This is a genomic window from Mycobacterium sp. 852014-52450_SCH5900713, from assembly GCF_001667075.1.
In the GTDB taxonomy this organism is placed as follows: domain Bacteria; phylum Actinomycetota; class Actinomycetes; order Mycobacteriales; family Mycobacteriaceae; genus Mycobacterium.
Map to the genome: position 1 here is coordinate 369,843 of NZ_LZIL01000078.1, position 21,519 is coordinate 391,361.

General features: G+C 67.2%; 23 protein-coding genes, 1 tRNA gene and 1 pseudogene. 8 read left to right on the top strand and 17 right to left on the bottom strand.

Annotated elements, in window-relative coordinates:
• Positions 1–36: 36 nt before the first annotated feature.
• A complete protein-coding gene (locus tag A5773_RS24785) occupies positions 37–888 on the bottom strand; it encodes a Bax inhibitor-1/YccA family protein (RefSeq protein WP_066948279.1) in 852 nt (283 codons plus the stop codon).
• Between the two features lie 224 nt (positions 889–1,112).
• Here A5773_RS24785 and A5773_RS24790 point away from each other — a divergent pair, with 224 nt between their 5' ends.
• From A5773_RS24790 to A5773_RS24800, 3 genes are read left to right on the top strand one after another with little or no spacing between them, the layout of a single operon-like run.
• Positions 1,113–2,162: an enoyl-CoA hydratase/isomerase family protein gene (locus tag A5773_RS24790; protein ID WP_067793084.1), complete on the top strand. Its 1,050-nt coding sequence runs from the start codon at positions 1,113–1,115 to the stop codon at positions 2,160–2,162.
• Between the two features lie 14 nt (positions 2,163–2,176).
• A complete protein-coding gene (locus A5773_RS24795) occupies positions 2,177–2,959 on the top strand; it encodes an enoyl-CoA hydratase (protein WP_066948197.1) in 783 nt (260 codons plus the stop codon).
• Positions 2,960–2,966: 7 nt separating this feature from the next.
• Positions 2,967–4,727, top strand: coding sequence for an alpha/beta-hydrolase family protein (locus A5773_RS24800; protein WP_066948201.1), 1,761 nt, complete (start codon positions 2,967–2,969; stop codon positions 4,725–4,727).
• On the opposite strand, the gene A5773_RS24805 is transcribed toward A5773_RS24800, so the two are convergent.
• Both A5773_RS24805 and A5773_RS24810 read right to left on the bottom strand, forming a co-directional pair.
• On the bottom strand, positions 4,728–5,177 hold the full coding sequence (locus tag A5773_RS24805; protein WP_066948205.1) for a rhodanese-like domain-containing protein: 450 nt from the start codon (positions 5,175–5,177) through the stop codon (positions 4,728–4,730).
• Complete coding sequence (locus tag A5773_RS24810) at positions 5,177–5,773, bottom strand: cysteine dioxygenase (RefSeq protein ID WP_066948209.1); 597 nt, start codon at positions 5,771–5,773, stop codon at positions 5,177–5,179. Before A5773_RS24810 ends, A5773_RS24805 begins: the two co-directional genes overlap by 1 nt.
• A gap of 111 nt (positions 5,774–5,884) precedes the next feature.
• Between A5773_RS24810 and A5773_RS24815 the strand changes: the two genes are divergently transcribed.
• Together A5773_RS24815 and A5773_RS24820 are read left to right on the top strand one after the other, a co-directional pair.
• A complete protein-coding gene (locus A5773_RS24815; RefSeq protein ID WP_066948212.1) occupies positions 5,885–6,328 on the top strand; it encodes a lipoprotein LpqV in 444 nt (147 codons plus the stop codon).
• Between the two features lie 90 nt (positions 6,329–6,418).
• Positions 6,419–7,498 (top strand): patatin-like phospholipase family protein, encoded by a 1,080-nt coding sequence (locus A5773_RS24820; protein WP_066948283.1) that lies wholly within the window; start codon positions 6,419–6,421, stop codon positions 7,496–7,498.
• Between the two features lie 32 nt (positions 7,499–7,530).
• Here the strand turns inward: A5773_RS24820 and A5773_RS24825 are convergent, their stop codons facing one another.
• The 14 genes from A5773_RS24825 to A5773_RS24890 form a co-directional block, all read right to left on the bottom strand.
• A complete protein-coding gene (locus A5773_RS24825) occupies positions 7,531–8,400 on the bottom strand; it encodes a patatin-like phospholipase family protein (RefSeq protein ID WP_067261279.1) in 870 nt (289 codons plus the stop codon).
• A 30-nt stretch (positions 8,401–8,430) separates the two neighbouring features.
• Complete coding sequence (locus A5773_RS24830; protein ID WP_066948215.1) at positions 8,431–9,315, bottom strand: class II glutamine amidotransferase; 885 nt, start codon at positions 9,313–9,315, stop codon at positions 8,431–8,433.
• Positions 9,316–9,335: 20 nt separating this feature from the next.
• A complete protein-coding gene (locus A5773_RS24835; RefSeq protein WP_067261260.1) occupies positions 9,336–9,809 on the bottom strand; it encodes an SRPBCC family protein in 474 nt (157 codons plus the stop codon).
• Between the two features lie 41 nt (positions 9,810–9,850).
• On the bottom strand, positions 9,851–11,482 hold the full coding sequence (locus A5773_RS24840) for a long-chain fatty acid--CoA ligase (RefSeq protein WP_067261262.1): 1,632 nt from the start codon (positions 11,480–11,482) through the stop codon (positions 9,851–9,853).
• 145 nt (positions 11,483–11,627) lie between these two features.
• Positions 11,628–12,716 carry a YncE family protein gene (locus A5773_RS24845; RefSeq protein WP_067261264.1) on the bottom strand — a complete coding sequence of 363 codons (1,089 nt, stop codon included), beginning with the start codon at positions 12,714–12,716 and terminating at the stop codon, positions 11,628–11,630.
• Positions 12,717–13,092: 376 nt separating this feature from the next.
• Positions 13,093–13,848, bottom strand: a complete 756-nt coding sequence (locus A5773_RS24850; protein WP_082948392.1) for a DUF427 domain-containing protein — start codon at positions 13,846–13,848, stop codon at positions 13,093–13,095.
• 23 nt (positions 13,849–13,871) lie between these two features.
• Positions 13,872–14,147, bottom strand: a complete 276-nt coding sequence (locus A5773_RS24855; protein WP_066948231.1) for a DUF6295 family protein — start codon at positions 14,145–14,147, stop codon at positions 13,872–13,874.
• A gap of 12 nt (positions 14,148–14,159) precedes the next feature.
• Positions 14,160–14,915, bottom strand: coding sequence for a dienelactone hydrolase family protein (locus A5773_RS24860; RefSeq protein ID WP_067261271.1), 756 nt, complete (start codon positions 14,913–14,915; stop codon positions 14,160–14,162).
• 97 nt (positions 14,916–15,012) lie between these two features.
• Positions 15,013–15,795, bottom strand: a complete 783-nt coding sequence (locus tag A5773_RS24865; RefSeq protein ID WP_066948237.1) for a hypothetical protein — start codon at positions 15,793–15,795, stop codon at positions 15,013–15,015.
• A gap of 116 nt (positions 15,796–15,911) precedes the next feature.
• Positions 15,912–17,138, bottom strand: a complete 1,227-nt coding sequence (locus A5773_RS24870; protein ID WP_066948240.1) for a methyltransferase — start codon at positions 17,136–17,138, stop codon at positions 15,912–15,914.
• Positions 17,139–17,223: 85 nt separating this feature from the next.
• The gene (locus A5773_RS24875) at positions 17,224–17,589 is read right to left on the bottom strand and encodes a DUF732 domain-containing protein (RefSeq protein ID WP_066948289.1); all 366 of its coding nucleotides are present in this window, start codon (positions 17,587–17,589) and stop codon (positions 17,224–17,226) included.
• 44 nt (positions 17,590–17,633) lie between these two features.
• The gene (locus tag A5773_RS24880) at positions 17,634–17,936 is read right to left on the bottom strand and encodes a hypothetical protein (protein ID WP_066948243.1); all 303 of its coding nucleotides are present in this window, start codon (positions 17,934–17,936) and stop codon (positions 17,634–17,636) included.
• Positions 17,937–18,078: 142 nt separating this feature from the next.
• Positions 18,079–18,549, bottom strand: a complete 471-nt coding sequence (locus A5773_RS24885) for a hypothetical protein (RefSeq protein ID WP_066948246.1) — start codon at positions 18,547–18,549, stop codon at positions 18,079–18,081.
• A 185-nt stretch (positions 18,550–18,734) separates the two neighbouring features.
• Positions 18,735–18,811 (bottom strand) — tRNA-Leu (locus A5773_RS24890).
• A 356-nt stretch (positions 18,812–19,167) separates the two neighbouring features.
• Between A5773_RS24890 and A5773_RS24895 the strand changes: the two genes are divergently transcribed.
• The 3 genes and pseudogenes from A5773_RS24895 to A5773_RS25820 form a co-directional block, all read left to right on the top strand.
• Positions 19,168–20,061, top strand: a complete 894-nt coding sequence (locus tag A5773_RS24895) for a PE domain-containing protein (RefSeq protein WP_066948249.1) — start codon at positions 19,168–19,170, stop codon at positions 20,059–20,061.
• A 63-nt stretch (positions 20,062–20,124) separates the two neighbouring features.
• A complete protein-coding gene (locus tag A5773_RS24900) occupies positions 20,125–21,282 on the top strand; it encodes a PPE family protein (protein WP_066948252.1) in 1,158 nt (385 codons plus the stop codon).
• A gap of 162 nt (positions 21,283–21,444) precedes the next feature.
• A pseudogene (locus A5773_RS25820) lies at positions 21,445–21,519 on the top strand (WXG100 family type VII secretion target); the annotation flags it as partial.

The following is a 21,519-nucleotide window of genomic DNA, read 5'->3' on the forward strand; positions in this document are numbered from 1 at the left end:
CGCCAATCGGCGTGCCGGTCTTTTCGTGGAAGAGAACTAGTCGTTCTGCAGATAACTGAGCAGACGTAGGATCTCGAGGTAGAGCCACACCAGGGTCACGGTCAGGCCGAGGGCGATACCCCAGGCCGCCTTCTCCGGCGCGCCCGCGCGCACCATCTGGTCGGCCGCGTCGAAGTCGATCAGGAAACTGAACGCCGCGATGCCGATGCAGACCAGCGAGAAGATGATCGCCAGCGGACCGCCGCTGCGCAGGCCCAGGCCGGTGCCTCCGCCGACGTGGAACATGGCCAGCACGAAGTTGCCGAGCATCAAGGCCAGCACGCCGAACATCGCGGCGACGAGCATCCGGGTGAACTTCGGGGTGACCCGGATTGCGCCGGTCTTGTACACCACCAGCATGCCGAAGAAGACACCGAAGGTGCCCATGACGGCCTCCCCGATCAGCACGCCGGCGTTGGCGTGCGAGACCGCGAAATTGGCGAAGACGAACGAGATGGCGCCCAGGAAGAGCCCCTCGAGGACGGCGTAGCTGAGCACGATGGCCGGGCTGTCCTGCTTGCGGCCGAAGGTCGCGACCAGCACCAGCCCCAGGCCGCCGAGCGCGCCGACCAGGGTCAGCGGCATCGCCAGTGCGAGGTTGGACGCCACCAGGAAGTAGGAGACCACAGCGGACACCGCCAACACGGCCAGCGTGATGCCGGTCTTGGTGACGACGTCGTCGATGGTCAGCGGACGCGAAGCCCTGGTCTCCTGGTAGGGAGCTTGGTAGGGCGCCGCGTAGGGGTCGCCTCCATAGCCCTGCATTGGGGCCGCGCCTGTGCCGAATTGCGCGTATCCGCCCCGCTGCTTGGGCAGCGAACGAAATACCGGGTTGCTTGTCTCCCGCACCGTCGGATCCTCTCTATTGGCTTCGAGCTGTGCGAACACAATCTCAACGATCAGCGTCCCGTCCGGGTTCCCGGCCGACCTGGGCATTTTCCGGTGCCTGGAGCCTTCTAAATGACACGGCCGCTGTCGTCGGGTTAAAGATAACCCTTACCCGGGGGTATCGCGTCGGTCGTCACGATCTAGATTTTTCGTTCGAAGGTGCACCGGCGATGGGAGGTCAGGGCGTGACCGAGGAATCCGACGAGGTTCTAACCCGCGTCGACGGCAACGTCGGTCTGATCACGCTCAACCGCCCCAAGGCGATCAACTCACTCAATCAGCGGATGGTGGACGCGCTGAGCGCCATACTCACCCGCTGGGCAGAAGACGACGCGGTATCCACCGTGGTGCTCTCCGGCGCCGGCGAGCGCGGCTTGTGCGCCGGCGGCGACGTGGTCTCCATCTATCACAGCGCGCGTAAGGACGGGGTCGAGGCGCGGCGGTTCTGGCGCGACGAGTATCTGCTCAATGCCCAGATCGCCGATTTCTCCAAGCCGTACGTGGCGCTGATGGACGGCATCGTGATGGGTGGCGGCGTCGGCGTCAGCGCGCACGCGAACATCCGCGTGGTGACCGACACCTCCAAGATCGCGATGCCCGAAGTCGGCATCGGCTTCGTTCCCGATGTCGGCGGGATGTTCCTGCTATCCCGAGCGCCCGGTGGGCTGGGTCTGCACGCCGCCCTGACCGGAGCTCCGTTTTCCGGAGCCGACGCCATCGCCATGGGATTCGCCGACCACTACGTGCCGCACGACGATCTCGAGGCGTTCACCCGCGCGATCGTGGCTGACGGCGTCCAGAGCGCGCTTGCCGCGCACGCCATTGAGTCCCCGCCGAGCGAGCTTGCCGCACAACACGGTTGGATCGACGAGTGCTACGCCGGCGACACGGTCGAGGACATCGTCGCCGCGCTTCGCGTGCATGACAGCGGCCCCGGCCCTGGACCTGCCCAAGACGCCGCCGACCTGATCGACACGCGATCGCCGATCTCGTTGTCGGTGACCCTGGAAGCCGTCCGGCGCGCCGCCAAACTCGAGACGGTGAAAGACGTTCTCATTCAGGACTATCGGGTGTCGTCGGCATCGCTGCGCTCACACGACCTGGTCGAGGGCATCCGAGCACAGCTGATCGACAAAGACCGCAACCCGAAGTGGTCGCCGGCGACGCTCGCCGCGGTGACCGGGGCCGACGTCGAGGCGTATTTCGTCCCGGTCGACGACGACTTGAGTTTCTAGAAAGGCTATTGGCGATGACAGACGCTGATTACGAAACCATCCTGGTCGAGCGTGACGAGCGCGTCGGCACCATAACCCTGAACAGGCCGAAAGCGCTCAACGCGCTCAACACCCAGGTGATGAACGAAGTGACCAGGGCGGCAACGGAATTCGACAACGATCCCGGCATCGGAGCGATCATCATCACGGGTTCGGCCAAGGCGTTCGCGGCCGGTGCCGACATCAAAGAGATGGCCGCCCTGACGTACGCCGAGGCGTTCGACGCCGACTTCTTTGGCCCCTGGGCCAAACTGGCGGCCGTGCGCACCCCGACCATCGCCGCGGTGGCGGGGCACGCGCTCGGCGGTGGCTGCGAGCTGGCCATGATGTGCGATGTGCTGATCGCCGCCGACACAGCCAAGTTCGGCCAGCCGGAGATCAAACTCGGTGTGCTGCCCGGCATGGGCGGCTCCCAGCGCCTCACCCGCGCCATCGGCAAGGCCAAGGCCATGGACCTCATTCTGACCGGGCGCACCATCGACGCCGCCGAAGCCGAACGCAGCGGCCTGGTTTCGCGAGTGGTGCCCGCCGATGATCTGCTGGCCGAGGCCAAGGCCGTCGCCACCACGATCTCCCAAATGTCACGATCGGCGGCCCGGATGGCCAAGGAGGCCGTCAACCGGGCGTTCGAATCCACGCTGTCCGAAGGGCTGCTCTACGAACGTCGCCTCTTCCACTCCACCTTCGCGACGGAGGACCAGTCCGAGGGCATGACGGCGTTCATCGAGAAGCGCGCGCCCAACTTCACCCACCGGTAGGCATGCGATGACCGAGCCGGGCACAGCGACGAACACCGAAGCCGGCGGCAACGCGACGGTCGTCACCGAGGAAGGCGCGCGTCCGGATACCCGGCCGCAGACTCGCGAGCCGCGGTCACCCAAAAAGCCTTGGTGGGTAAGGCATTACACCTTCACCGGCACCACGGTGGGCCTCATCTTCATCTGGTTCTCCATGACGCCGTCCCTGCTGCCGCGCGGTGCGTTGTTTCAGGGGCTGGTCAGCGGCATCTCCGGCGCCATCGGCTACGGGCTGGGCGTCTTCGCCGTGTGGCTGGTCCGCTACATGCGCGCCAAGGATCACAGTCCACCGCCGCCGCGCTGGGCGTGGAAGGTGCTGATTCCGATCGGTGCGCTCGGCATGGTGCTGATGGCCATCTGGTTCCACGTGTGGCAGGACAACGTGCGCGACCTCATGGGCGTACAGCACCTGAAGTGGTACGACTACCCGGTGGCCGCGGGCCTTTCGCTGGTGGTGCTGTTCACCCTCGTCGAAATCGGTCAGTTCATCCGTTGGCTGGTCAGGTTCCTGGTCGGCCAGGTCGACCGCATCGCGCCGTTTCGGTTGTCGGCGACCATCGTGGTGGCGCTGCTGTTGGTGCTCACCATCACCTTGCTCAACGGTGTCGTGCTCAAGTCCGCGATGCGGACCATGAACAACACCTTCGCCTCGGCGAACAACGAGATGAATCCTGACACTGCGCCGCCGAAGACGCCGTTGCGGTCCGGCGGTCCCGAGTCACTGGTGTCGTGGGAATCCCTTGGGCACCAAGGTCGCATCTTCGTGGAAGCCGGCCCGAGGGTTGACCAGCTGGCCGCCTTTAACGGCGCTCCGGCAACCGAGCCGATCCGGGCCTATGCCGGGCTGAACTCCGCGGACGGCATCACGGCGACCGCCGAGCTGGCGGCGCGCGAGCTGCAGCGCACCGGCGGGCTGCAACGCGCCGTCGTCGCCGTCGCGACCACCACCGGCACCGGCTGGATCAACGAGGCGGAAGCCGACGCGCTCGAGTACATGTACAACGGCAACACCGCGATCGTCAGCATGCAGTACTCGTTCCTACCGAGCTGGCTGTCGTTTTTGGTGGACAAGGAGAACGCCCGCCACGCCGGGCAGGCACTGTTCGAGGCCGTCGACCGGTTGATCCGCCAGATGCCCGAAGCGCAACGCCCCAAGCTCGTCGTGTTCGGCGAGAGTCTGGGATCGTTCGGCGGCGAGGCGCCGTTCATGAGCCTGAACAACGTCCTCGCCCGCACCGACGGCGCCTTGTTCAGCGGACCTACATTCCAGAACACCATCTGGACCGACCTGACGTCGACGCGGGACGCCGGTTCCCCGGAGTGGTTGCCCATCTACAACGACGGCAAAAACGTCCGGTTTGTCGCTCGCCCAAACGATTTGGGGCGCCCGAATTCCGCATGGGACCACCCCCGGGTGGTCTATCTGCAACACGCCTCGGATCCGATCGCCTGGTGGTCCCCCGACCTGCTGTTCAGCAAACCGGACTGGCTGCGGGAGCGGCGGGGTTACGACGTGCTGCCCGAGACCCGCTGGATCCCGGTGGTGACGTTCCTGCAGGTCACGGCGGACATGGCCGTCGCGGTCGACGTCCCCGAGGGCCATGGCCACCACTACGTCGCCGACGCGGCCGACGGCTGGGCCGCCGTGCTGTCACCGCCGGGTTGGACGCCGGAAAAGACCAACAAGCTACGGCCACTGCTTCATTCGGATGCCTCCTCCACCGGGTAGCTAGAGCCAGCGGCGACCGGGGTTGCCGGAGCTGGCGAGCACTCCCGGGCCGGCGTCGTGCGAGCCGGCGCCGGAAAGTTGTTCCAGCACACCGGCACCCGCGAGCGCGTGATAGCCGCCGATGACGTCGGTGGCGCGATGCAGGCCGATGTCCAGCAGCGCGGCGGCCGCGAGGCTGGAGGTGTAGCCCTCCGAGCACACGATCACCCATTCGACGTCGTCGCCGACGGCCTCGGGCAGCTTGGCCTCGCTGGTCGGATCGCAGCGCCACTCCAACACGTTGCGTTCGATCACCAGCGCGCCGGGGATCGCACCCTCGCGGAAGCGCTGCGCCTGCGGCCGGATGTCGACGAGCACCGCCCCGCGCCGCAGCGCATCGGGCACCTCGGCGGCGGGAAGGCGACGGTAGCGGCGCCGGGCGGATCTCAACACGACATCGATGCGGCTCATCACGGTCCTTCCGGTTGGTCGGTCAGTTCGGTGCGCTGGCGGCGCAACCGATTTCGGCCGGTGACCTCGTAGTAGGACATCGCGGTCAGCGGCGGCGAGTAAGCGTGCACGCTGAGCGAAGGCGTCACCGGCTCTCGGACGGTGCCCGACAGGCCCGAGACCGGCACCGTCACGGGTCGCGGCGCCCACACCACGTCATGCACCCAGCCCAGCGGAAACCCGGCCTGATCGCCCGCGTCGAGCCGGCGACGCCGCAGGGCCCGGCCGTCCCAACGAAATTCGTTGAGCGACCCGGACAGGACCGTCAGCGCGCCCAGGGACCCACCGTGGTCGTGCAGTTCGGTGTGATGACCGGGAACCCAGCTGATTAGCCAGACGTCCAGCTCCTCGTCACCGTGGATGCGGGTGAACCAGCGGCGCGACTCGGGTATTCCGCCCGGCGGCAGCAGGTGGTCGCAGCGTCCGCTCAGCACGTCGTCGGCGGCCTGGTCGGTGGCTTGCAGGAGGTCGGGAACCCGCAGGCGGGTCGGTCCCGACGATGGGGACGAAACGGTGCGCGGGCGCAACGCAGCCGGAGCGGCAAGAGGCAAAGACATGGTGGAGCTCCACAAAGAAGGATCGGACAGGCGGCGGCGTGTTACGGCCGACAACACTCGCAAAATCCGAAGCGCTCCATCACGGCCGCCAGTGTTGCATAGATTGAGAGGGTGCGCTGGTGCGGTCAACGGCCCCGACTGTGGGGCACGCTCCTCGTGGCGGCCGGATTATTGGCGGCTACGGGATGCTCGCCTGACGCCCCGAGCGGTAAGCCCGCGTCCTCATCTGCGCGGCCGGCGGACCTACCGGGCCGCCCCGCTGCGGCGCCGCCGGGCGCCATCGGTATGTCGCCGGCGGGCGTGACGACCAGGGTCGACGTGCCCGCGAATTCGACCGAGGAAGAGTATTACCAGGCCTGTCACGCCGCAAAACTGTGGATGGACGCCCAGCCCAAGACCGGTCAGCCGCTGCTCGAGCCCTATCTGGCGATGGTCCAGGCCGCCCCGTCGGGCACCGCGGGCAGCTGGAATGCCCGCTGGGCGGATCTGACGCCGGCCCGGCAGGCGGCCGTGATCACCGCCGCGCGCGCCGCCGCCGGCGACGAATGCGGCTAGCGCTTTCGAACTGCTGCGCGATTGAACTCACGGGTAGAGAAAGTGCCAACCCGGCCGGTGCAATACCGCTCCGCCGCGCAAAATGAAGAGATGCCGGACGGACCTGGCGGAGTCATCGCGCGCCGATCGTCACCGACGCGCGTCGCGTTGGCGCTGGGCAGCGGCGGGGCCCGCGGCTACGCCCACATCGGGGTGATCGACGCGCTGCGCGCCCGTGACTACGAGATCGTGGGGATCGCGGGCTCGTCGATGGGCGCGCTGGTCGGCGGTTTGGAGGCGGCCGGTCGTCGCGACGAGTTCGCCGACTGGGCGAAGTCCCTGACGCAGCGCACCATTCTGCGCCTGCTGGACTTCTCGATCAGCGCGGCCGGGGTGATGCGGGCCGAGAAAATCCTGGACGCGGTGCGCGACATCCTCGGCCCCCTCGACATCGAGCAGCTGCCCATCCCCTTCACCGCGGTGGCAACGGACTTGTTGACCGGCAAGTCGGTGTGGTTCCAGCGCGGTCCGATCGACGCGGCGATCCGTGCCTCCATCGCCATACCGGGCGTGATCGCGCCACACGAGGTCGACGGGCGGCTGTTGGCCGACGGGGGCATCCTGGACCCGCTGCCGATGGCCCCGCTGTCGGCAATCAACGCAGACGTGACCATCGCGGTGAGCCTGTCCGGCAGCGAGGCGATCGCCAACCGCGAGGGCGAGGCCGGGGTGACCGCCGAATGGTTGAACCGCATGGTGCGCAGCACCTCCGCGCTGCTCGACACCTCCGCGGCCCGGTCGCTGCTCGATCGCCCGACCGCGCGCGCCGTCCTGGGCAGATTCGGCGCTTCCCCCGCGGAAGCGGACAGCTGGTCGGACGGTGCGGACGTCGCGGAGCCCGCTGCCGGGGATGACGCGGCCGACGTACTGGCCGACGCCGCACCCGAGATCCCGAAGCTGGGCAGCTTCGAGGTGATGAACCGGACGATCGACATCGCCCAGGCGGCGCTGGCGCGCCATACGCTGGCGGTCTACCCGCCCGACCTGTTGATCGAGGTCCCGCGCTCGGTCTGCCGGGGACTGGAGTTCCACCGGGCGGCCGAGGTGATCGCCGTCGGCCGTGCGCTGGCGGACGAGGCCCTGGACGCCTTCGAGAACGAAAGAAACACGCCACCGCCGCCCGAAAGCTGAAACCCGTACTGCGCGTTACCGTCCCGGCCCGATCAGACGCCCAGGAAGCGCGCGACGCCTCGGGCTTCGCGGCGGCCCTGCTCGCGTCCGGCCAGTGCCGACGCGACGCGACAGGCCGGGTCCAACGGGTTGGGCCCGAAGGCCGCCAGCGAGTCGGCGTCCGCGAACACCGTGAACGTCGCGCCCGTGAAGGCGGAGATCTCCGCGGCCGGCCCGTCGCCGAACGCCGAGGGCGCGTCCACGCCCGAGGGCACCAGCACCACCGCCGTGTCGCAGTCACCGGCCGCGCCGAGGTTGACCGAGCTGGCGACCCCGCCGTCCATGTAGCGCCGGCCCGCGATCGCGACGGGGGGCCACGCCCCAGGGACCGCGCAGCTGGCCGCCACCGCGTCGACGAGGTCGACGCCGGATTCGCGATCGAAAACCACCAATTCGCCGGTGTCCACGTCGATCGCGGTGATCCGCAGCGCCCGATCGGGCCAGTGGTGCGACGGCAGGCGCTGGGCGATCACCTTGAGGCGCACCGGCGGCGGAACGGTTTTCGTCGACAACGCCACAGCCCCGATCCGCTGCATCTGCTGCCGGGTCTTGTTCGACGGGTCCGCACAGGGCTCCGCCAACGCAGCCAGGAACATCTCGGTGATCTCCTCCACGTCGACCCCGGAATCGATCTCGGCCGATGATTCGGCGATCTGCCGGTCGAACAGCACGTCAAGCGTGCTGCCGCTGCCGATCTGCGCGGCCACCACGGAGCCCGCCGAGGTCCCCACCAGCACGTCCGAACCCAGCAACAGCCCGGCCGCTGCCGGCGACACGTCGGCGATGCCGCGCAAAACTCCTGTCTCCCACGCTATTCCCGCTATTCCTCCACCCGCCAGCACAAGCGCTCGTCTGGTTGTCACGCCCACCCACTCTGCCAGGACGACATTGGGCTAGCGGCGGCCACTCGGTAACGCGTGTTGCGATTCCTGCACCCGCGCGCTCAGCTCCTCCCGGCGCAGCAGGTGGGCGGGCGGGTCGGGCAGTATCAGACCGCGGTCGACTTGCAGCGCGGCGTCGACGTGGACCAGCTCACCCGGCTCGAGCAGCCGCCAGCGGGGGTCGTCGTCCATGCGTTCGGTGGCGAACACCACCGACGGGCGCGTGCACAGATGTTCCGACCGGGCGTGAATTCGCTTGGTGCGCAAGTCGAATTCCGGGCCCCGGGCGGGGGCATCGTCGGACCGATCCAAGACGTACAGTTCATGGGTTTCGGGATACCGCAGCGCCCACATGTCGGTCGCCGTGCTCAGTAGCACGTTGACCGCATAGATCGGCACGTTGGCGGCGAGCCATGTCATGGCATCGGTCAGGCCCGCGGTCACGTCACCGTTCAGCGCCCGGATCGAGGCGGTGATCAACGCGAACACCCGCTCGGAATCGGTGTCGCCCAGGACCAGGTCGCCGGTGCCGACTTCGCGCAGCCGTTCGCCGAGAACGTCCAGCCCCTCCAGCACGCCGTTGTGCGCAAAGATCCTGCCGTCCTGCAGGAACGGGTGGGTGTTGCGAACGTCGAGCGCACCGGTCGTGGCGTAACGCACGTGCGCGATGAAGGTGGTGCCGGTCAACTCGTGGGCTTCGGTGGCGAAGGCGGCATCCTCCCAGGCCGCCATGGGTTGCTTGTCCAGCTGCGGCCGGCCACGCTCGTCGAACACCCCCAGACCCGTGCCGTCCGGGTTCCTTCTGCTCTGATCGGCGAGGCTGTCGGGAGCGTCCAACAACCAAAACGTCGCGGTGCAAACGTCAGTCCCGGCGTGCAGCCCGAATAGTCGACACATGGCCTCGACGGTACCCAGTTTCAGTGAGTCAACGCGCCGGCGAGGTCGCCCAGCACTTGGCTCGCGTAGCGCTTCCACAGCATCCCGAAGAGCGGCAGGCCCGGTGCGGACAGGACGGATTTCGGGTAAATGGCCCAGCGCCAGGTGATCTCGGTGCCGCCATCGGCCGGGGTAAAGATCCACTCACCGGTGACCGAGCCGACCAGCAGCGCCATTGGACCGTGGATCTGGGTGAGCCGGTAGCCGAACGATCGTGGCGGGTCGACACTGGTCAGGTCTTCGCGCGCCCTGCCGCCGCCGGCGAGGATGATGGTGCGGCTCTGACCCGCTGCGTCCCAGGCGCCGGTCTGGTCCCGCACCTCCTTGATCGGCGGTATCGGCCCGTACCGGCGGCCGAAGATCTCGGGCAGCGGGATGGGCAGCGTGCCGTGAAACGCCGCGTCGGGCGCGACGGGCACCACGTGCGATTGTTCGACGACAAGCGGCTGGGACATGGGGTTCCTTCCTGCCCTGGGTTATTCGCGGAGACGCGCGCTCAGTCGCGGGCCTCGACCACCCAGTAGCCATGCTCGGCGTAGCGTGCCCGGATGGCCTTCTTGTCGTACTTGCCGACGCTGGTGCGCGGGATCTCCTCGACGAACGCCCACCGCTCGGGCAGCCACCAGCGAACCACCTTCTCCGCGAGGAACTTTCGTAGGTCCTCGGCGCTGACTGTGGTGCCTTCCTTGGCCACCACGACGGCCAGCGGCCGCTCCTGCCACCGCTCGTCGGGCACGCCGACCACCGCGGCCTCTACCACATGCGGATGCCCGATCAAGCTGTTCTCCAACTCGACCGACGAGATCCACTCGCCGCCGGACTTGATGACGTCCTTGGCCCGGTCGGTCAGGGTGACGAAACCCCGCTCGTCGAGCCGTCCGACGTCGCCGGTGCGCAGCCAGCCGGAGTCGAATTTCGAGTCGTCGGCCGTCAGGTAGTACGAGCCGGCGATCCATGGGCCGCGGACTTCCACCTCGCCCACGGCCTCACCGTCGTTGGGCAGCACCTGACCTTCGTCGTCGACGATCCGCATCTCCACGCCGCAGACCGGTTGGCCCTGGGTGGCGCGGAACGCCCAGTGCTGGTCCTCCGGGGTTCCCGGCGGGGGCCACGCCATGGTGGCCATCGGGGAGGTTTCCGTCATGCCCCACAGTTGCCGGATCTCAACGCCGTGGTTTTCCTCGAAGGTGCGCATCAGCGACACCGGAACGGCCGAGCCCCCGCAGACCACCAGCCGCAGCGACGACATGTCGTGGCCCGGTTCTTCCTCCAGGCGGTGCAGGACGTCGTTCCAGATGGTGGGCACCGCTCCCGCCACGGTCGGTCGCCGGTCCTCCACCAGGCGGATCAGCGAGCGCGCGTCGAGATGGCGGTCGGGCAAGACGAGGTCGGCACCGGCCATCAGGGCGGCGTAGGGCAGGCCCCACGCGTTGGCGTGGAACATCGGCACGATCGGCAGCACGCTGTCGACGGAACCCACGCCGATGCCGTTGGTGGTGCAGGCGGCCATGGTGTGCAGGTAGCTCGAACGGTGGCTGTAGACAACACCTTTCGGGTTGCCGGTGGTGCCGCTGGTGTAGCACATCGCGGCCGCGGACTTCTCGTCGATCCGCGGCCAGTCGAACTCGGTCGACTCGCCGGCGAGCACGTCGGCATATCGCAGCACGGTCTTGCCCGACCCCTCGAACGCGGCGGTGTCACCCTCCCCCACCGCGATCACGGTGTGCACGGTCTTGAGGTCGCCCAACACCGGACCGAGCAGCTTGGCCAGCGACATATCGACCAGCACCACTTGGTCTTCGGCCTCGTTGGCGACATAGGCGATCTGCTCGGCGAACAGCCGGATGTTGAGGGTGTGCAGCACGGCGCCCATCGACGGCACCGCCAGATAGGTGGTCAGGTGTTCGGCGTTGTTCCACATGAACGTCGCCACCCGCTGGTCCCCGTTGATGCCGAGGCGGCGCAATCCGTTGGCCAGCCGGGCGACGTCGTGACCCAGTTCGCGGTAGCTGATTTGCCGGTAGCCGTCATCGGTGGCGGTGGTGACCGTGCGCTCCCCGTGCACACCGCAGCCGTGCCGCATGATCGCGGTGATCGTCAACGGAAAGTCCTGCATCGTGCTGTCCATTGAGGTACCGCCTTTGGATCCCGGCGCAGCGTCGCCTGATGTCAATCCTCGAGAAACGGCGTGACCGCATCCCGGGCCGGTGGCGATGAGCCGCCAGCAGCCTCCACCCTAAGCCCGAGTTCGGCGCCGGCGTCAGGCAATCACCCTAGGCGAGTACGGGTTCCCGCTGAGCCAATGCGGGCAGCCGGGTGGTCGACGCCTCAGCCGGTCCCCCGCCCGCGGCGATCGGCACGACGGTGACCACACCGGAATGGCCGGCGATGTAGAGGTACCTGCCGTCGGGGCTCTCGACCACGCAGGATGAGTGGTTCACCGCCCCGATGTCGGCGATGACGTCGTGGGTTCGCGTGCAGACCACGGCAACGCGGTCGTCGCTGACCAAGTAGGCGCGGCGGCCGTCGCGGCTGAGCGCCAAACGGGTGAGCGGGCCGGCGAGCTCGCTGAGCTTGCGGGTTCCGGTGATCTTGCGGGCCCGGGTGTCGATCACGTCGAGCACCGCACCGACGACGGGGCCGCAACTGGCCACAAAGGCCGTGGCGCCGTCGTTGCTCAGCGCGACGTCGCGAATCGGCAAACCCAGCTCGTAGGCGCCGACGACGCGGGATTCGGCGCCGGCCCGGCCGTCGGACTGCGCCCCGGTCTCGATGACGACGAGTTCGCCGCCGGACGGCCCGTTGGTGGCGGCGTAGAGGTGGCGCCCGTCGGTGCTGATGCGCACGCAATCCGCGGTGGTGCCGGGTGTCGCGTCGAGTCCGATCACTTCGAAGTCATCCGTGGTGGTGTCCATGACCGCGACGTCGGCGCCGCGGGCGCCGTTGCGGCTGGCGTAGACGAACCTCCCGTCGGCGCTGACGGTCAGATCGCTCACGCGGTCGGCCAGCGGATGGGTCGCGATCCGCGCGTTCGTGGCGAGGTCGACGACGTCGATGGAGTCATATGAGGACGACGCGGTGCTGATGTAGGCGCGCGGGGAGGCCCCGCCGCTCACGGCGATCGCGAACGGTTCGTCGATGCCCGTGATTGTCTGCACCACCCGACGCGCATCGGCGTCGAGGATCGAGACCGTGTCGCGGCCGTGATTCGCCACCACCAGCCGAGTGCCGTCGGGACTGACGCCGATGTCGCTGATGGGACCGTTTCGCACCGGGATCTGAACCACCGGGGCGTCGTCGAATCCGAACAACCGCTCGTCTCGATCGTCCTGGAAGGCCTTGCGGTCGTTTATACCGCTCACGCTGCACCGCCTTTGCTATGTTGTCGGCGCGGAGGCGGCGTCGCCGGGACTTGCGCGACAATTCGCCTACAGATCCAGAAAGATCTCAGCACCAAAAGGCGCCGACGCGACTGGTTTGGCGAGTCTACCGGCCAAAAATCGCGTCAAATCCCTTTAAATCCCCCGACGTTAGCTACGTCACCCCGCGCACTCAGGTTCTGCTCAGGCTTTCAATTACGCTGTATCGCAGTCGCTTACCCGTAGCGAAACCGATGCAAACGCGCTTCCGGCGGATTTCGCATTCGCCGCTAACGTCACCGGTCAGCGCGGTGGAGTTGTCCAGGTTAAGAAACTCTCAGGGTGCAGGCGCGAAGAGGGAAAGATCACACCGCGTCGGCTAACTGAACTGGGTGCGCGGCCGGGGCAGCGCGTCGCCGTCGACGAAGATGTCCAGCTTTTCGTTGTAAAACGCCACCAGACCGGCGATCTGGGCGACCGCGGGCAGTGGGTAGTGGTACGTCCAGGCCAGGTCCGGATGCAGGACATCACCATCAGGGCGGCCCAACCGCACCGACCAGTAACCCGACGTCACCCCCTTGTACGGACACAGCGTCTGGGTGGAGCTGGGTTCCAGATGCTTGAAGTCGACATCCGTTGGGTCGATGTAATACCTTGTGGGCAAACCTGTTTCGAATAGCAGGACCGGAGAACTGGTGTTGGCCAGCATTATTCCGTCCAGCTCCACCCGAACATGCCGGTGTGAGCGCAGCGCGTCAACCCGCGAATACGGATTGCGTGGGTGGCCGTAGATCGGTTCGTCTTCCTCGAACCAGCGCAACGGATTCCATTCGAATCGCACCGTCCCAGCCACCGGTCCGCCACCGTCGGCGTCGAACACGCGCGCGGCGGACGGGTGGATCTCGCCGGCACCCACTAGGGAGTGCAGCCGCGACGGCCCGAATTGAACCTTCTGCGAATGGTTTTCGTCGCGCAGGAACTCCGCACGGACATCGGCCAGCGGGATGTAGTACTGCGGGTAGTACGGGACCTCCCACACATACAGGGCCGCCGTGGTGTCGAAGACCAGCGCGTCCCCGAGGTAGCCACGCACGCGGCGCGGCGCGGGCTCGACCCGGCCGCGCTCAGCGGCCATCTGCGGATAGTCCCGGTCGGCGGTCACATCTGGTCCTTAGACGCGAGCCCGGCCGGCGCGTGGGCGATCGCCTTGCGGATAGCGTCGGCCAGCGCCAGCGCGCTCTCCTCGGTGAGTTCCAGCGCCACCCGCGCCGACGGCCCGAGTTCGGGGTTGATCACGTCGATGTTGACGGTGTGGCCGTAGGGCGCGTGGACCGGGTGATCGACGTAGACCGTCGCGCGGCTGGCGCCAAACCATCCGGTGGCGCCCTTGCCGCTGCCGTCGATTCCGATGTGTTCGGTGAGATAAGTACACATGGCAGGCGAGACCTAACCTTTCAGCTGGGTGGCGAAAAACTCGTCGATGCGCCGCCAGCCGTCCACGGCCGCCTCCGGTCGGTAGGCGGGCCGATCGACCGAGAAGAACGAGTGTCCCGCGCCCTCGTAGGAGTGGAACTCGTGCGGTTTGTTCAGCCTGGTCAGCTCCTCGTCCAGTGCGGCAACCGCGGGTGGAGCCGGGAAGCGGTCGTCGAGCCCGAACAGGCCGAGTAGCGGGCAGCTCAGGTTCGGCGCCAGCTGCAGGATCGGCTTCATAACCATGGGCATGCCCTCCGGCGGATCCTCGACGATGAACGCGCCGTAGCAGTCCACCACGGCGTCGAAGGGCAGTGAACACGCCGCCAGGTACGCGTGCCGCCCGCCCGAGCAATGCCCGATGACGCCGAACTTCCCGTTAGCCCCAGGCAAGGAACGCAGGTGCTCCACCGCACCCGCCACATCGCCGACCAGTCGCTCGTCGGGCACGCCGCCCGCCGCCCGCGCCGCCGCCGCCGCGTCGTCGGGTGACGCACCGGGGGCCTCGCGTGAATAGAGGTTCGGGGCCACGGTGTGATAACCGCTGACGGCCAGCCTCCGGACGAACTCCTTGGTTTCGCGGTCGTAGCCGGGCATGTGATGGATCCACACGACTCCACCGCGGGACCCCTCGGCGAGCGGCGTGGCCCGGTACGCCTCGATCTCGTCACCGCCGTGGCCGGTGATGGTGATCGTTTCCGCCCGGATGGCGTCTGGACTGAGCGCGTTCATCGCAACTCCTTTGGGGCTCCGTGGTGGCCGCACAACCGGACCCGGCGGCCCACGCGGCCGGTACGGAAACCAACGTATCGGAACACCGGTCGCGCGTTCAGCGCCGTTTGTCGCGCACCTTGTAGGTCGAGGGCCACGACTTGCGGGACTCATCCCCGGTCAACGGGACGCCCATGCCGCCGACCTTCACGTTGTAGGCCTCCTTGCCGGGGCCGACCTCCCGGTTCGCGTGTTCCTGGGCGAGGAAGTACAGCTCGTCGATGGTGGCCTCGTCGTACGCGACGAACGAGGTTTCTCGGGGGACGTCGCCGATGCCGGCCAGCATCCGGTCGGGCAGGAACCGCGACGCGAGCGCCGCCAGGCCCAACAGCGTGAACGGAATGAGCCAGTAACACACGTACGACAACGGGGTCTTGGTGTCCAGGATCGTGGCGTCATCCCGCACCATCGGCGGGATCGCCGACGACACCGTCATGGCCGCCGCCGTCCCCACCCAGACCCAGCTCAGGACGCTGACGAGCCGGCCGAACAGCTCGGTCTTGGCGACGTCGGCGGGTTGTTCCGCGGCTGCGAACGCACGCACGAACGGCTTGCCGGTCAGCGTTCCGACCAGGGCCACCACGAGGAACCCGGCGGCGCTGAGTGGCAGCATCCACCGTTGGGCGAACCACTCGTCCCGCGCGAAACTCAGCCCGGTGAGCACCACAAACACGGCGGCAGAACCGAATTCGAGCGTACGCTCCGGCTTGCCGGCGACGCTCCCGACCACCACCGCGACGGCCGTGATCGCTAGCGCTGCCAACGCCGCGGCAGGGAACGGGACGTTACCGACGAGCACCCAATAAGCGATCCACGGCACAAGACCAGACAGCATGCCCACGATTGGTCAGTGTATGAGTGGCGGTTCGCCGCACCGTCGGCGGCAGGCCCAAAATTTGGTCCGGGGTCATGACGTGAGCCGTGACGCCAGGGTCTTCTGACGGCAAACGCCGACGACTAACCGGATGCGTTTGTGTTCAGCGCCATCGCCAGAAAGTCGAGACGCCACAGCGACTGGAACAGCGTGCGTCCGAATTCCCTTACCAGGCCGGCGTTTTCCGGGCCGACGTCACCGCGCTGTGCCACAGAATCGATAATCTCCCTGATCGTGCGACGGCCGTCGACCTGCTGAACGAACGGCACTTGAGCCGGGTTCAGCTTCAGCTTCGTGCCGGGCACGTGGATCTCGTCGCCGGACAGCAGGCAGGCCGTCCGCAGTAGCGGAACGTAATCGAGCGCCCCGTCCGTCGAGAAATCGATTGCGTAATGCTCTTTCGGACGTTCCGGGCGGCAGGCGATGAAGAAGTGGGTGGCATTCGCCGGCTGCAGGCGTTCCATCACGGACCAGAGTTTGATGTCGGGCAGTCGGTTCAGCATGGCCTGGAACTGACTCGCCGGCGCGACGAAGTCGTGCGGGTAGTACGGCGTTTTGTGAAACCAGCCCTGGAACGCCAGTCCGGCGGAGCCGACCAAGTCCAGGCATTCCGCAACGGTGTAGGCGCGCTGGCGGCTGTGCAAAAAGGTGTCGACCAACGCGCCGTCGGACAGCAGATCGCGGGCGCCGTTCAGATAGGGGCGAACCGGGTGGTCGGCGGGTAGCACCGCGATCGCCTCTTTGACCAACTGGACCGATGCGTCGTCCTGCTTCAGCCCGAGGTCCTGGAACGCCGATTCGAGCATGTCGACCCCGATCCGGCCGTACTTCGCGTAAAGCATGACTCCGAGTGCCCCGTCAGAGCGCAGGCAGCCGCCAAGCGCTTTGAGCCCGGCCAGTGGGTCCGCCATGTGGTGCAAGACGCCGGTGGACACGATGAGGTCGAAGTCGCGGGACAGCGTCGACACCTCTTCGATGGGAAGCAGATGCAATTCCAGGTTGTCCAGGCCGTGCTTGTCCTTCAGATACTGCTGGTGCTTGAGCGCTGACCGGCTGACGTCGATCGCGACCACCCTGGCGGCGCGGTTCATGAAGGCGAAAACGGCCGCCTGGAAGGTGCCGCAACCCGCGATGAGAATGTCGAGGTCCGGCTTGTACTCCCGGTTGGGCCACAGGACGCGGTGCGCCCAAAAGGGATCGAACCAATCCCAGTGATTTTTGGTCCACGCCGCGAGATCGGTTACCGGGGGCGGATACTCCCACCGATCGTATTGACGGGAGACACCGTCACCCCGCGGATCGTCGGTCACTTCGGCGCGGCTCCTTCGCGGTGGCGGTCGCGACCAACTTACTGTGCCTCGCGTCGTTCGGCTTGCTGACGGCGTGCCTCGGCGTTCACATCAGCGGGGGGCCCGGAACCAGCCAGATCAGCGAACTGTCGATCTGCCCCCGGTACTGCGGACAGTAGGCCGACACGGACAGGCCGACGAAGTAGCTGGATTCCTTCATCGTGAGATCGGTGTCGTGCTTGACCTTCAGCGCCAGAACGCTCGCATTCGCGTTGTTGTCGAATCCCGTGCACACCCGGTGGGCCATCGCGATCGCGGTGTCGCTGTCTCGAACTTCGATCCCGTAATTCACCAGGGACGCGATGAACGCATCATCGACTGGATCTGCTGATGCTGACGCCGAGGAGAACGGCACGGCGGCGAACAGCAGGACAGCACAACTGGCCGACCACTTCCCGAGACGAACGTTCATACCGGCTGCGGTCTCCTTCTGTGGCGGCATCCCGTCGAGAACGATCAATTCGACGTCGACAGGGGTACCTTCGCCTCGCCCACACCCTGCCCGGTCTGCCCGCTTGTCTCCGGGGCGCTTACCTCACGCAAGTTGACGGGTTGCGTACGCCAGCCGGCGTAACCAAGGGCGGCGCTGATCGCGGTATAGACAACGGCCTCCGTCCACATGTATCCGACGCCCCACTTCCTGCCGAGGAAGATGGGCTCGTCGATGATGCCGGTGGATGCGGCGACGGCGTAACCCGCGTGCGCATAGGCGATTCCGGCGAACGCTCCGCAGAAGAATTTGCTCACTTCGCGATTCATGTCCTTGTCCTCTCTCGGTTGCGACGACGCGTGTGATCTCACTGTCGGCCCCTCCCCTGCAATGGAGTAGGGGCCAAGGTCCTCCGGCATCGGACCATTCGTCGCTTTCCGGCGTTCTCGAGGAACCGCGCTGAAAATGGACCTATCCGGGTCCGTTGACGATGCGATCGCGGATGGCGGTGGCGGTCGTGAGGTGCGCCTCGGCAGAGTTCATGAACTCGCCCGCGTGGCGGGCCTCGTTCGGATCGTTGTCCTCGACCGCGGCGACGCAGAAGTGGGAGGCGGCGTCGAAGTCGTCGAGGCTGGCTTGCAGCGCGTCGGTGAGTTCTTTGTCCGGGGAGGGCAGATGGGCCTGCAGGAAGCTCGCCGCGTCATGGCCCTCGTGGCAGGCCGCCCCCAGAGCGGCGTTGTCCTTACTACCGATGGCGAAGGTGGCCTTGCCCATGGCGATACCCAGGTCTTGCATGTGGTCCTGAGTCAATTGGACCCATCCGCGCACGGCCTGGGTGTGAGACGTTGTCGTGGTGGCGCCGCCACCGCTGGCGTGTTTTTGGGGTGAGCAGCCGGCGACGATGAGCACCACCGCGGCGCCCACGATGGCTTGCTTGATCACCGTCGACCTCCTAAGTCCTGTGAACGGTGATCCTTCGCCCCGAGCCCGCCCGCCAGACAGGGCATAAAGGCTCTACCTCGAATAGAGGATGACCCCGATTCGATCGCCGGATCAGCGGCCGGGCAAACAGGCTGAGGGTGGCGCGCGCGCGTTATCGCGCTGCATGCACTGACCTGCGCGGACGCTGGTGCCCCCAGTCGGACTCGAACCGACACTGGGCGGATTTTAAGTCCGCTGCCTCTGCCAATTGGGCTATGGGGGCTCGGCGGCGAATGTAGCGCGCCGGCGCCGAATCCGGGACATCGCGTCTCGCTCGAAATAACCGAAATTTGCAAGATGCGCTGCGAGAGTGTGTCAGCTAAGATCCGCTCCCCCGAGCCTTAACCACGGCTTTCCTTCGGGTAACAGATGACACCGCTATGTCGTCCGGCAGGACGATGTTAAAACTACCGGCCTGATCGTTAAGAAGCCGTAAACGGCTGTAACCCTGCCCCTTTCGGCCGGGAACGTGGAGTCGGGGGTCGTTAGTGTTACGCCAGCGCACAGGGGCCGTTACGTAAACACTCAGGTCGATCCACCGCATGGGGGTCGACTCGTTCCGAACACTAGGAGCAATAAATGGCATTTCTGACAACACAGACAGAAGAGATGCTAGCTGCCGAGCAGCTGCTGTCGGGGATAAACACCAACCTGGCGGCGCAGAACGCGGGCGCCGCGGCGGCGACCACGGTGATCGCTCCGGCCGCCGCCGACCCGGTGTCGGCCCAGCAGGCGGCGATCTTCTCGGCGTACGGCACCCAGTACCAGGCGATCGCCACCGAGGCGCAGACGCTGCTGGAGAATTACGCGCAGACCCTGGGCATCAGCTCGGGCAGCTACGGCGACACCGAGGCCGTCAACGCGAGCCAGGCCGCGCTGTCGAGCGCCGCTTCTCCGCTCGCGTCCGCCGCGGCGACGCCGTCGAACACCCCGCTCGACTGGCTCGCATATCTCCTCGGTAGCACCGGCAACGGCACCAACCCGAACATGCTCGGCGGGATCTTCGGCCTCTCCGGCAACGGAGCCAACATCGGCAACATCGGCTTCGGCAACTGGGCCTCTGCCGGTTCCGACCTGCTGGGTCTGGCCGGTGGCGGACTGCTGGACACCTCCGCGGCCGACGCCGCCGGATCGGCCGCCGACGCGGCGGGGCTTGCCGATGTCACGACGCCCATGGCCGGTGGTGGCATGGCCGGCATGGGCGCCATGCCGGTGGCCTCCGTGGGGTCCGCGACCATGGTCAACAACCTGTCGGTGCCGCCGAGTTGGGCCGGCGCGGCCACCCCGGTGGCCGGCACCAGCGCCGCACCGCTGCAGACGGTGGGCTGGACCGCCGCCGCGCCGCAGGCCGGCACCGGGACCATCATCCCGGGCATGCCGGGGATGGGCGCGGCTGCGCGAAACAGCGCGGGCTTCGGTGCGCCGCGCTACGGCGTCAAGCCGATCGTCATGCCCAAACCGGCGACCGTCTAGCCCTCCGCCAATCCCTCAAAGTCCTCGAATTGCAAAAGACAACATAAGGAGCGGGAAACACAAATGGTTCTTGACTTTGCAGCAATTCCCCCGGAGATCACCTCCTCTCTCATGTACGCCGGCGCCGGTGCCGGACCGCTGATGGCCGCCGCGGCCTCATACGCCAATTTGGCCGCCGAGGTGAGCGCCACGGCAACCCAGTGGGAGTCGATCGTCTCGTTGCTCACCACCGAAAACTGGACCGGCGGCGGATCCGCCGCGGCGGCCGCCGCGGCCCAGCCGATCATCGCCTACCTGACCGAGACGGCAACGACGCTCGAGCAGGCCAGCGCGCAGGCCACGGCTTCCGCGGCCGCTTACGAGGCCGCGTTTGCGGCGACGGTCCCCCCGCCGGTGATCGCAGCCAACCGGACGTTGCTGGCGACACTCGTCGCGACCAACTTCCTTGGGGTCAATTCGGCCGCGATCGCCGCGACCGAAGCGCAGTACGCCGCGATGTGGGCACAGGACGCCGCCATGATGGCCGCCTACCAGGCTGCCTCCGCGGCGGCGGGGGTGCTGACTCCAGTGACTCCGCTGGCTTCGACCACCAACCCTGCGGCCGCCGCGGCCGCGGACAGCACCGCCCTCGCCGCTGACTCGACCGGCGGCACGGTGCAGGCGCTCGCTCCCGCCGCCAACGCGGCGGCCTTGGCCGCCCCCACCTTGCCTTTCACGACCGACGGCTTGCTGTCCTCGATCGACAACTTCATCGGTACGCCGTCGGTCTTCAACGGCATCAACGGCGCCGTCAACACCGCAGCATGGTGGGTCTGCAACACCATCCCGACGGCGGTCTCCCTGGGGCACACCCTCGGCTCCGTGCCGTCGATCCCATTCGCCCTCACCGATTCCGTCACGCCGCTCGCCGGCGGGATGGTGCAGGGCACCATGGTGGGCTCGGTGTCGGGCGCGGGAGCGTCGGCCGCCCTGGGCGAGGCCTCCGCGGTCGGCGGACTGTCGGTGCCGGCCGGCTGGAACGCGGCCGCCCCGGCGTCGTTGGCTTCCTCCACCGCCCCCCTCGAGGGCTCGGGGTGGACGGCGGCGGCCGAGGCCGAGCCGGTCACCGCGATGCCCGGCATGCCGGGGATGGCCGCCGCGGCCAAGGGCGCCGGCGCCTACGGCTCCGGACCGCGGTACGGCTTCAAGCCGATCGTTATGCCCAAGCAAGTTGTCGTCTGATGTCGGGATTACCGGTACGGGAAATTAGGGGGTACATGTCACCCGTTTGAGGCGATCAGTTAACCGGTAGGCCGTAATCTGTCCATAACGCGGCCACCACCGCATCAATTAGAACTGTTAAGACTTCGACATTGAAGGCTTGAAGGAAAAGGAGAAAGCAACATGGCAACACGTTTTATGACTGACCCGCACGAAATGCGGGCGATGGCGGGCCGCTTCGAGGTGCACGCCCAGACG

Coding starts and splice junctions, on each gene's coding strand:
- A5773_RS24795 (WP_066948197.1), top strand. CDS start 2,177: ATGACAGACGCTGATTACGAAACCATCCTGGTCGAGCGTGACGAGCGC.
- A5773_RS24895 (WP_066948249.1), top strand. CDS start 19,168: ATGGCATTTCTGACAACACAGACAGAAGAGATGCTAGCTGCCGAGCAG.
- A5773_RS24805 (WP_066948205.1), bottom strand. CDS start 5,177: ATGAGCCGCATCGATGTCGTGTTGAGATCCGCCCGGCGCCGCTACCGT.
- A5773_RS24840 (WP_067261262.1), bottom strand. CDS start 11,482: ATGGACAGCACGATGCAGGACTTTCCGTTGACGATCACCGCGATCATG.
- A5773_RS24900 (WP_066948252.1), top strand. CDS start 20,125: ATGGTTCTTGACTTTGCAGCAATTCCCCCGGAGATCACCTCCTCTCTC.
- A5773_RS24880 (WP_066948243.1), bottom strand. CDS start 17,936: ATGAATCGCGAAGTGAGCAAATTCTTCTGCGGAGCGTTCGCCGGAATC.
- A5773_RS24850 (WP_082948392.1), bottom strand. CDS start 13,848: ATGGCCGCTGAGCGCGGCCGGGTCGAGCCCGCGCCGCGCCGCGTGCGT.
- A5773_RS24875 (WP_066948289.1), bottom strand. CDS start 17,589: ATGAACGTTCGTCTCGGGAAGTGGTCGGCCAGTTGTGCTGTCCTGCTG.
- A5773_RS24830 (WP_066948215.1), bottom strand. CDS start 9,315: ATGTGTCGACTATTCGGGCTGCACGCCGGGACTGACGTTTGCACCGCG.
- A5773_RS24810 (WP_066948209.1), bottom strand. CDS start 5,773: ATGTCTTTGCCTCTTGCCGCTCCGGCTGCGTTGCGCCCGCGCACCGTT.
- A5773_RS24820 (WP_066948283.1), top strand. CDS start 6,419: ATGCCGGACGGACCTGGCGGAGTCATCGCGCGCCGATCGTCACCGACG.
- A5773_RS24835 (WP_067261260.1), bottom strand. CDS start 9,809: ATGTCCCAGCCGCTTGTCGTCGAACAATCGCACGTGGTGCCCGTCGCG.
- A5773_RS24855 (WP_066948231.1), bottom strand. CDS start 14,147: ATGTGTACTTATCTCACCGAACACATCGGAATCGACGGCAGCGGCAAG.
- A5773_RS24800 (WP_066948201.1), top strand. CDS start 2,967: ATGACCGAGCCGGGCACAGCGACGAACACCGAAGCCGGCGGCAACGCG.
- A5773_RS24860 (WP_067261271.1), bottom strand. CDS start 14,915: ATGAACGCGCTCAGTCCAGACGCCATCCGGGCGGAAACGATCACCATC.